This is a genomic window from Nocardia wallacei, from assembly GCF_029869545.1.
Classification (GTDB): domain Bacteria; phylum Actinomycetota; class Actinomycetes; order Mycobacteriales; family Mycobacteriaceae; genus Nocardia; species Nocardia wallacei_A.
The window spans coordinates 1-8568 of the sequence record NZ_JARWQD010000044.1 but is presented as its reverse complement, the minus strand read 5'-3'; the positions used below and the strand labels follow the sequence as shown (position 1 = coordinate 8568).

Here is an 8568-nt window from a genome sequence, read left to right as displayed (position 1 = left end):
GAGGTTGAGCCGCTGCCGTGAAGGATGTTGTGTCGCCGCAGTGAACGATGTATTGTCGCCGCCGGGAAGGATGTATTGTCGCCGCCGGGAAGGATGTTGTGTCGTCGCCGGGAAGGATGTTGTGCCGCTGCCGGGAAGGATGTTGTGCCGCTGCCGGGAAGATGTTGTGCCGCTGCGGCTGGGGCCGTGCTGTTGGTGTAGGGGTGGGGGCTGCCGTGGACGGGAATGGTGGTGGTGGGGCGGATAGGGTCGGGGGCATGGATCTGTCGCTGCCCCGCCTGCGGATGCTGCGCGAGCTGCGGCGGCGCGGGACGATCACGGCGGCCGCGAGCGCCCTGCACTACACCGCGTCGGCCGTCTCCCAGCAACTCGCGCAGCTGGAACGCGACGTCGGCACCCGGCTGTTCGAGCGGCGGGGGCGGCGGGTGCAGCTCACCGACGTCGGGGTGTTGCTCGCCGAGCATGCCGAGGAGATCCTCGCCTCGGTCGAGCGCGCGACCCAGGCCCTCGAGGAGGCCGGTGAATCGGTGACGGCGAAGCTCACCGCCGGCGTGTGGGCATCGGTGGCGTCGGGCCTGCTCCCGGACGCGCTCACCGCCCTCGCGCGCACGCACCCGGGCATCCTGGTGCGGACGCAGGAACTCGCGCCGGAGGCGACGGCGGCCGCGGTCCGCGACGGCGCGCTCGACCTGTCGTTCGTCCTCGACTACTCGAATTACCCGACGACCTGGGATCGCGGCCTGGAGCGCGCGATCATCGCCAACGAGCGGATCTATGCCGCCGTCCCCGCCGGTGCGGTGCCCTCGCCCAGCGTGACGCTGGCCGAACTCGTCGAACACCCGTGGATCCTGGCTCCCGCCCACTCGCATTTCGGGCACTCGGCCCGGCTGGCATTCCAGTCCCTGGGCCTGCGGCCGCGCATCCATCACGAGGTGGAGGAGCAGGCGACCGCGATGGCGATGGTCGCGGCCGGACTGGGCGTGACGCTGGTGTCGGACCTGGGCCTGGCGCTGCGCCCGCCGGGTGTGGATATCGTCACCCTCGGCGACGTCCTCACCCGGACGGTCTCGCTGGCCTACCGCACGAATACGGCCCGGCGCGCGGCACTGCTGATCGTGGTGGACGCGATCCGCGTCGCCGCGGCGGACAAGGGCCTGGGCGCCGACGTCGCGTTGTCCGCGACGGCCGATGCCGAGCCCGTGCCGCCGCCGGACCCGCTCGGCGCGGCCAATCGAGGGCTGGGACTCGCCTGAATCCCCTTGGGGCGCGGCCTATTTCCGTGCGGTCAGGTACGCGGACAGGGCGGCCATCTCCGCGGCCTCCGCGGGCAGTTCGGGGACGGGCTGGTCGAACCGCGCGGCCAGTTCCGCGACACCGGCGGAGCGCACCGACCAGCCGCGCCCGGCGAACCACTGCGCGGGATCGGCGCGGTCGTCGTCGTAGAACAGCGCCGCGACGTCCAGATCCCCGAACGGGCTCCGGTCGAACAGGGACTGTTCGACGGCCGAGAATCGCGCGATATCGGGCCGCCCGGTGAAGCATTCGACCGAGACCCGGCTACCGGGAGCCGACAGCGCGTCGATGCGCTCGAACAGCGAATCCTGTGCCGCACCAGGAAGATACGGCAGCAGCCCCTCGGCCGACCAGGCCGTGGGCAGCGCCGGATCGAAGCCCGCGTCGGCGAGCGCGGCGGGCCAGTCGTCGCGCAGGTCGACCGGCACCGCGCAACGGGCCACCCGGGGCGTGGCCTGGCGGTCGGTGAGCACCTGCTGCTTGAACTCCAGCACCTTGGGCTGATCGATCTCGAACAGCGTGGCGCCCGCGGGCCACGGCAGGCGATAGGCACGCGCGTCCAGTCCGGCCGCCACGATCACCGCCTGCCGGATCCCGGTGGCCGTCGCCGCGTCGAAGAATTCGTCGAAGAACCTGGTCCGGAGCCCGATCATCCGCGGCAGCGGGCCGATCGCCGGAGGGTCGTCGAGCGTCTCGAGGAAGTTCGGATCATCGGCGGCCTCGACGAACAGTCGCGCGTAGTCGTCGCGGATCATGGCGTCGGGCCGGGCGGTTTCGATCGCTCGGAAGGTCGCCACCCCCAGCGCCGTCGCGCCCACGCTGCTGACGATGTCCCAGGTGTCTCCATCGGTTCGCACTGCGGATCCCTCGATTCCGGTGTCGGGCTCGATCGTTTCGGCGGCGACCGGTCGGTTCGCGCCGAACTCCAGCGTAGGCGGCGAGTTGATCTAGATTCAAGCCTGTTGATCGCTCAAATCTATTGCTGCCGAAGAAGATTCGCTCATTTCGAACAATTGGTACAGAGCGGGCGAGCGCAGTCCGGGACGTCCGGTATGTTCCTCCGGTATGGCACTACCGTCCGAATTTCTCGAACTCGCCGCGCGTGTGAACAATTGGGGTCGCTGGGGTCGCGAGGACGAGATCGGCACGCTCAATCTCGTCACCGACGACGTGGTGCGCGCGGCCGCGGCGTGCGTGCGCAGCGGGCGCCGGGTACCGCTGGCGGTCCCGTTGAGCCACAAGGGAATCCAGACCGGGATGATCAAGGGCCGGGTCAATCCGCTGCACAGCATGATCGCGGTGAATCGGGAGCTGTTCGGGCCGGGGACCGTCGCCGTCAGCGACGATGTGGTGACCTTCGGGCTGCAGGCCGGAACGCATTGGGACGCATGGACGCATGTGTCGTATGGGGGCCGGATCTACAACGGGCGGCCCGCCGACAGCATCACGGCGCACGACGGCGCCGCCTTCAGCGGGATCGAGAAGGCGCGGCACCTGGTGTCGCGCGGCGTGCTGCTGGATGTGGCCGCCGCGCGCGGCGTGGACCGGCTCGCGGGCGATCACGCCGTGACTCCGGAGGATCTGGCGGCGGCGGAGGAATTCGGGCGCGTCCGGGTGCGGGCCGGGGATGTGGTCCTGGTGCGGACCGGGCAGATCCGGCTGTTCCTCGCCGGTGACCGGACGGGGTACGCGGTGCCGTCGCCGGGGCTGTCGGTGCGCTGCCCGTCGTGGTTCCACGACCGCGATGTCGCGGCCGTCGCCAACGACACCCTGACCTTCGAGATCACCCCGCCGGAGCTCGAGAACGTCTGGCTGGCCGTGCACGCGCTGCATCTCGTGGAGATGGGAATGCCGCAGGGGCAGAACTGGAATCTGGAGGAACTGTCGGTGGTGTGCGCGGAGGAGGGGCGCTACGAGTTCTTCCTGTCCGCGATGCCGGAACCGTTCGTGGGCGCCACCGGAACGCCCGTCGCACCCGTGGCGATCCTGTAGCCGCGGTCACCCGGCGGCCGGAACGGCTTCGGGATCCAATACGGCCGAAAGACGTTGCAGCGCTGCGGGAATCACGCGGTAGTAGACCCACGTGCCGCGCCGCTCGCCGTCGATCAGCCCGGCCTCGCGCAGCACCTTCAGGTGGTGCGAGATCGTCGGCTGCGACAACTCGAACGCCGGTGTCAGCTCGCAGACGCACACCTCCGCGCCCGCGCGGGCCGCGATGAGCGAGAGCACTCGCAGCCGGACCGGATCGGCGAGCGCCTTGAACATGCCCGCCAGCGCGGCCGCGGCGTCGGCGTCCAGCGGCGCCGACAGGGTGGTCGTGCAGCAGTCGGCGGACGCGAGCACCGGCAGATCCTGTTTCGACATACTTCTATATTGACAGCTGCCTATTCAGGGTGCAAGCTTGGATCGATAGTCATCGATACAGACCGGTAGAGGAGTGGAGATCATGACCGATCAGCAGCAGATCGAACTGCGAGAGAGCGTGCGTGTCAGGTATGCGGCCGCCGCGGCGACGGTGTCCGCCGGCGGGGTGGCCGAGGATTGTTGCGGAACGGAGTGCTGCGCGACGGGGTCGGTCGATATCGATCCGAGTTTCGGTGCGAGCCTGTACGGCGCGAGCGATCGCGGCGGGCTGCCGATCCAGGCCGTCGCGGCGTCGCTGGGCTGTGGCAATCCGACCGCGGTCGCCGAGCTGCGCGCGGGCGAACGGGTGCTGGACCTCGGCTCGGGCGGCGGAATCGATGTGATCCTGTCCGCGCGTCGCGTCGGCCCGACCGGCCGGGCGTTCGGGCTGGACATGACCGACGAGATGCTCGCGCTGGCGGGCGAGAACGCCGCCGCGGCCGGAGTCGGCAACGTGGAATTCCTGAAGGGAACCATCGAGTCGATCCCGCTGCCCGCCGACAGCATCGACGTGGTGATCTCCAACTGCGTGATCAACCTGTCGGTCGACAAGCCCGCCGTCTTCGCCGAAATGGCGCGCGTGCTGGTGTCCGGCGGCCGGATCGGGATCGCCGACGTCGTCGCCGACGATGCCCTGTCCCCGGAGCAGCGGGCCGAGCGCGGCGACTACGCGGGCTGCATCGCGGGCGCCCTGTCCTTCTCCGAATACCGCGAGCAGCTGCGAGCGGCCGGTTTCACCGAAATCGACATCACCCCAACCCATTCCGTCGCCGACGGAATGCACTCGGCAATCATCAAGGCGACCCGCCCCGTCGCCGACCAGGCGAATCCGGGAGCCGCGCGGCTATCGTGAGCGGCGGGAGGTGTGCCCTATATCGAACTCGCCGAGATCGGACCGAATATGCGGGCCCTGTTCGAGCAGATCGGGAAGGACACCGACTGATCGCGGAAGGCCATGTCGCACAGAGTATTACGACATGGCCGGACCGCGCAGAGGCGCGCCCACGTGGTGCAGGTGCCGCAGCGCCTCGCGGTAGGAGGAGATCAATCCCGTCTCGTGGTACGGCACACCGATCTCGGCGCAGTAGTCGCGGACGATCACCTGGGCGTGACGGAGATTCGGCGTCGGCATGCTCGGGAACAGATGGTGCTCGATCTGATAGTTGAGCCCGCCGAGGGCGAGATCGGTCAGCGCGCCGCCCCGCACATTGCGGGAGGTCAGCACCTGCCGCCGGAGGAAGTCGGGGCGCTCGCCACCGGAAAACGTCGGCATCCCTTTGTGATTCGGCGCGAAGATGCATCCCATGTACAGACCGAACAGCGCCTGGTGGACGACGAGGAACGCCAGCGCCTTGTCGGCGGGCAGGATGGCGAACAGTGCCACCAGATAGACGGCGAAGTGGCCGAACAGCAGCGAGCCCTCCAGCACCCGGTGCTTGCCCGACCGGTTGCGCAGCGCACGGACGCCGGACACGTGCAGGTTCAGGCCCTCCAGCAGCAACAAGGGGAAGAACAGATACGCCTGCGCCCGCCCGATCAGGCGCGGCAGGCCGCGACTGGCCCGCGCCTGCCGCTGCGACCAGACCAGGATATCCGGCGCCACATCGGGATCGAGTTCCTCGTGGTTCGGATTGGCATGGTGCCGCGTGTGCTTGTCCTGCCACCAGCCGTACGCCAGCCCGATGCCCGCATTGCCGACGATCCGGCCCATGACCTCCGTCGGCCGCCGCAGCCGGAAGACCTGCCGGTGCGCGACATCGTGCATGACGAGCGCGACCTGCGCGAACGTCACGGCCATGAACGCCGCCACCAGAAGTGTCCACCACGAATCGCCGACGAGGGCGAACGCCGCCCAGCCCGCCACGAACGCGGCCCCGACCAGGCCGAGCCGCACCGCGTAGTAGCGGGGACGGCGGTCCATCAGTCCCGCCTCGGAGATCCGGCGCAGCAGGCGGGCGTAATCACCGTCCGCGCCGCGGCGCCGCGATGGGGGTGACTCTGGGACCAAGGCCGATGTCGTCATCACTCGACGCTATAGACGGAATTCTCGTCCGTTGTAATCCCTTGGTATGACACGGAATCGGACCGTGGGGTGAGAGCGTGTCGGCGCCGGTTCGGCGCGGGTCGTGGTTAGTCTGGGGCTGTCGACTCCGAACGGAGGGTATGTCATGGAATTCTGTGCCATTCGCTTCTCGAACTCCGACGGCGATTCGGCGCCGCGGCGATGACGGTCTCGACGCCGGTGTGGGTCGCCACGATCGTGCTGATCGTCGCGCTGCTGGCCTACGACTACTTCTTCCACGTGCGCAAACCGCACGCCCCGACCCTGCGCGAGTCCGCGCTGTGGTCGGCGCTGTATGTCGGTATCGCGCTGCTGTTCGGCGTGGGTGTGCTGATCTTCGGCGGCAGCACGATGGGGGTGGAGTATTTCGCGGGCTACATCACCGAGAAGGCGCTCTCGGTCGACAACCTGTTCGTCTTCCTGATCATCATCACCAGCTTCGCGGTGCCCCGCGCCGATCAGCAGAAGGTGCTGCTGTTCGGGATCGTGTTCTCCATCTTCGCCCGCACCGCCTTGATCCTGGTCGGTGCCACCCTGATCAACAAATTCGCCTGGGTGTTCTATCTGTTCGGGCTCATCCTGCTGATCACCGCGGGAAATATGCTGCGGCCCGAGGGTTCGGAGGGCCATTCCGGCGAGAACTTCGTCGTCCGGCTGGCCCGCCGCTTCCTGCGCACCAGTGAGCACTACGACGGCGACAAGCTGTTCACGGTGGAGAACGGCCGCCGGGTGCTCACGCCCATGCTGCTGGTGATGGTCGCGATCGGCGGCACCGACATCCTGTTCGCGCTCGATTCCATCCCCGCGATCTTCGGCCTCACCCAGAGCACCTACATCGTGTTCACCGCGACGGTGTTCTCCCTGCTCGGCCTGCGTCAGCTCTACTTCCTGCTCGACGGCCTGCTCGACCGCCTGATCTACCTCAGCTACGGACTCGCCGCGATCCTCGGGTTCATCGGCGTCAAGCTGATCCTGCACGCCCTGCACGAGAACAACGTGCCGTTCATCAACGACGGCGAGCCCGTGCACGTCGCCGAGATCTCGACCAGCCTGTCGCTGAGCGTGATCGTCGGCGTGCTGATCGTGACCATCGTCGTCTCGCTGGTCAGTCCCGCCGGTAAGGCGCAGACCGCGGTCAGCAACGCGCGCCGCTACGCCACCCAGTACCTCAGCACCACCTACGAGACCGATCAGAACCAACGAGAAGTGCTGTACGCCAAGGTTGTTCGCGAGGCGGCGACCATCCGCCTGCTCCCCGAGAAGTACCGCAGGCGCATCCGCGAAGAACGCGACCTGCTCGACCTGATCGGACAGGCCAAACGCGTGCACGAGGAGCGGGTGGCCGCGGCCGAACAGGGCCGCACACCGGAGCGGTGAACCGCTCGGCTACAGCGCGTAGAAGCCCTCACCCCACAGGGTGTGCAGCCGCCGGAAGTAGTGGTCGTAGCGTTGCGCGATCACCTCGGTCGAGAAGTTGGCCACCGCATAGTCCCGAATCGCCTGGTAGTCGAGCTTTCCCACCGCCTCGGCGGCGTCGCAGAATTCGCGCAGCGTGCGGCAGCGGAAGCCCTGCACGCCCTGCTGCACCGTCTCGCTGAACGCGCCCCAATCCGTGGTGATCACGGGTGTCCCGCACAGCATGGCCTCGATATGCACGCCGCCGAACGGTTCCAGGTACAGCGACGGCACGAACACCGCGCGGGCCCGGCTCATCAGCTCCCCGCGCCGCTGCACACCCACCACGCCCGCGTACTCGACACCGCTCGGCGGGTTGCCCGCACCGGCCACGATCAGCCGGGCATCCAGGCGTTTGCAGGTGTCGACCGCGATCTGCACGCCCTTGGCCTCGATCAGGCGCCCGATGAACAGGAAGTAGTCGTCCTTCTCGGCGGCGAACGGGAAGTCCGCGACCTCGTAGAAGTTGGGTATCACCGCATCGAAGAAGCGGCCCCGCTCCGACATGATCCCCGGAATGGTCGTACCCGCCCCGTACACCGCGTGCATCCAGGCATAGCTCTCGAAGACCCGGTACTTGGCGAACACGCCGCTGTAGCCGACGCCGAACTCGACGGTCTGCAGTTCGGGGAAGGCGTCCTCGATCGGCTGCTGGCAGGATCCGCCGACGACACAGATGAAGTCTCGCGGCTGCTTGCGCTTGGAGATCTCGGTGATGATGCGCGCGTTGCTGATCAGCCAGTGCCGATCCCGCCCATCCCAGGAGACCCAGCCGAACCCGTCGGCGAGCGACTTCTCGCCGAACCACTCACGCTGGTCCTCCTTGCTGACGACCGTGATCAGTTCCGTACAGGCGGCCTCGTTCTCCTCCCCGGCGTACAGGTACACCTCGTGGCCGAGACTCGTCATCATGTCGCAGAACAGTCGCACCTTCTGCGTGAAGGCACACGGCGAGTAGTACTTGGTGGTCTGCGAGTAGGGCAGTGCGGCCACATGGAATCTCATCGGTGTCATCACCGGCCACCTTCGCACGGCCCGCCCGCCCCGACCATCCGTGGGAACCCGGCCGCGGCGTGCAGTTTCGCGCGCAGGACCTTGCCGCTGGCGTTGCGGGGGATCTCGTCGAGCGCGATGAACCGTTTGGGCACCTTGTAGCGCTCGAGTTCTTCGTGCACATGGGCTTTGAGCGCGTCCTCACTCGGCGCCGCGGCGTCGGGGCCGAGCACGACGAAGGCGTTGAGTACCTGCCCGAACTCGGCGTCCGGGACGCCGATCACGACCGCGTCGGTGATGTCGGGGTGGGTGGCGAGACGGTCTTCGACCTCGCCGGGGAAGACGTTCTCCCCGCCGGAGAC

The 8568-nt window shown here is 68.1% G+C and carries 9 protein-coding genes; 4 read left to right on the top strand and 5 right to left on the bottom strand.

From position 1 onward, the window contains the following. Nucleotides 1–257: 257 nt before the first annotated feature. Nucleotides 258–1253, top strand: a complete 996-nt coding sequence (locus tag QH290_RS02320) for a LysR family transcriptional regulator (protein WP_280270083.1) — start codon at nt 258–260, stop codon at nt 1251–1253. Nucleotides 1254–1271: 18 nt separating this feature from the next. Here QH290_RS02320 and QH290_RS02315 read toward each other — a convergent pair whose 3' ends face one another. Further along, on the bottom strand, nt 1272–2150 hold the full coding sequence (locus tag QH290_RS02315; RefSeq protein ID WP_280381835.1) for a class I SAM-dependent methyltransferase: 879 nt from the start codon (nt 2148–2150) through the stop codon (nt 1272–1274). 208 nt (nt 2151–2358) lie between these two features. Between QH290_RS02315 and QH290_RS02310 the strand changes: the two genes are divergently transcribed. After that, on the top strand, nt 2359–3285 hold the full coding sequence (locus QH290_RS02310; protein WP_280270085.1) for a cyclase family protein: 927 nt from the start codon (nt 2359–2361) through the stop codon (nt 3283–3285). Nucleotides 3286–3291: 6 nt separating this feature from the next. On the opposite strand, the gene QH290_RS02305 is transcribed toward QH290_RS02310, so the two are convergent. Next, complete coding sequence (locus tag QH290_RS02305) at nt 3292–3657, bottom strand: ArsR/SmtB family transcription factor (protein WP_280270086.1); 366 nt, start codon at nt 3655–3657, stop codon at nt 3292–3294. 82 nt (nt 3658–3739) lie between these two features. Here QH290_RS02305 and arsM point away from each other — a divergent pair, with 82 nt between their 5' ends. Further along, complete coding sequence (arsM, locus tag QH290_RS02300; protein WP_280381834.1) at nt 3740–4549, top strand: arsenite methyltransferase; 810 nt, start codon at nt 3740–3742, stop codon at nt 4547–4549. A gap of 117 nt (nt 4550–4666) precedes the next feature. Here arsM and QH290_RS02295 read toward each other — a convergent pair whose 3' ends face one another. Then, nucleotides 4667–5719: a fatty acid desaturase family protein gene (locus tag QH290_RS02295; protein ID WP_280381833.1), complete on the bottom strand. Its 1053-nt coding sequence runs from the start codon at nt 5717–5719 to the stop codon at nt 4667–4669. A gap of 201 nt (nt 5720–5920) precedes the next feature. Between QH290_RS02295 and QH290_RS02290 the strand changes: the two genes are divergently transcribed. Beyond that, nucleotides 5921–7135, top strand: a complete 1215-nt coding sequence (locus QH290_RS02290; RefSeq protein ID WP_280381832.1) for a TerC family protein — start codon at nt 5921–5923, stop codon at nt 7133–7135. A 9-nt stretch (nt 7136–7144) separates the two neighbouring features. On the opposite strand, the gene QH290_RS02285 is transcribed toward QH290_RS02290, so the two are convergent. Then, the gene (locus QH290_RS02285) at nt 7145–8227 is read right to left on the bottom strand and encodes a glycosyltransferase (RefSeq protein ID WP_280270090.1); all 1083 of its coding nucleotides are present in this window, start codon (nt 8225–8227) and stop codon (nt 7145–7147) included. Then, a partial coding sequence (locus QH290_RS02280; RefSeq protein ID WP_425301908.1) for an AMP-binding enzyme occupies nt 8227–8568 on the bottom strand: 342 nt, incomplete at its 5' end. The genes QH290_RS02280 and QH290_RS02285, both read right to left, overlap by 1 nt.

Bases quoted from the DNA above. Each gene is read 5' to 3' on its own strand.
- QH290_RS02310 (WP_280270085.1), top strand. From the start codon at position 2,359: ATGGCACTACCGTCCGAATTTCTCGAACTCGCCGCGCGTGTGAACAAT.
- QH290_RS02285 (WP_280270090.1), bottom strand. From the start codon at position 8,227: ATGACACCGATGAGATTCCATGTGGCCGCACTGCCCTACTCGCAGACC.
- QH290_RS02320 (WP_280270083.1), top strand. From the start codon at position 258: ATGGATCTGTCGCTGCCCCGCCTGCGGATGCTGCGCGAGCTGCGGCGG.
- QH290_RS02305 (WP_280270086.1), bottom strand. From the start codon at position 3,657: ATGTCGAAACAGGATCTGCCGGTGCTCGCGTCCGCCGACTGCTGCACG.
- QH290_RS02295 (WP_280381833.1), bottom strand. From the start codon at position 5,719: ATGACGACATCGGCCTTGGTCCCAGAGTCACCCCCATCGCGGCGCCGC.
- arsM (WP_280381834.1), top strand. From the start codon at position 3,740: ATGACCGATCAGCAGCAGATCGAACTGCGAGAGAGCGTGCGTGTCAGG.
- QH290_RS02290 (WP_280381832.1), top strand. From the start codon at position 5,921: ATGACGGTCTCGACGCCGGTGTGGGTCGCCACGATCGTGCTGATCGTC.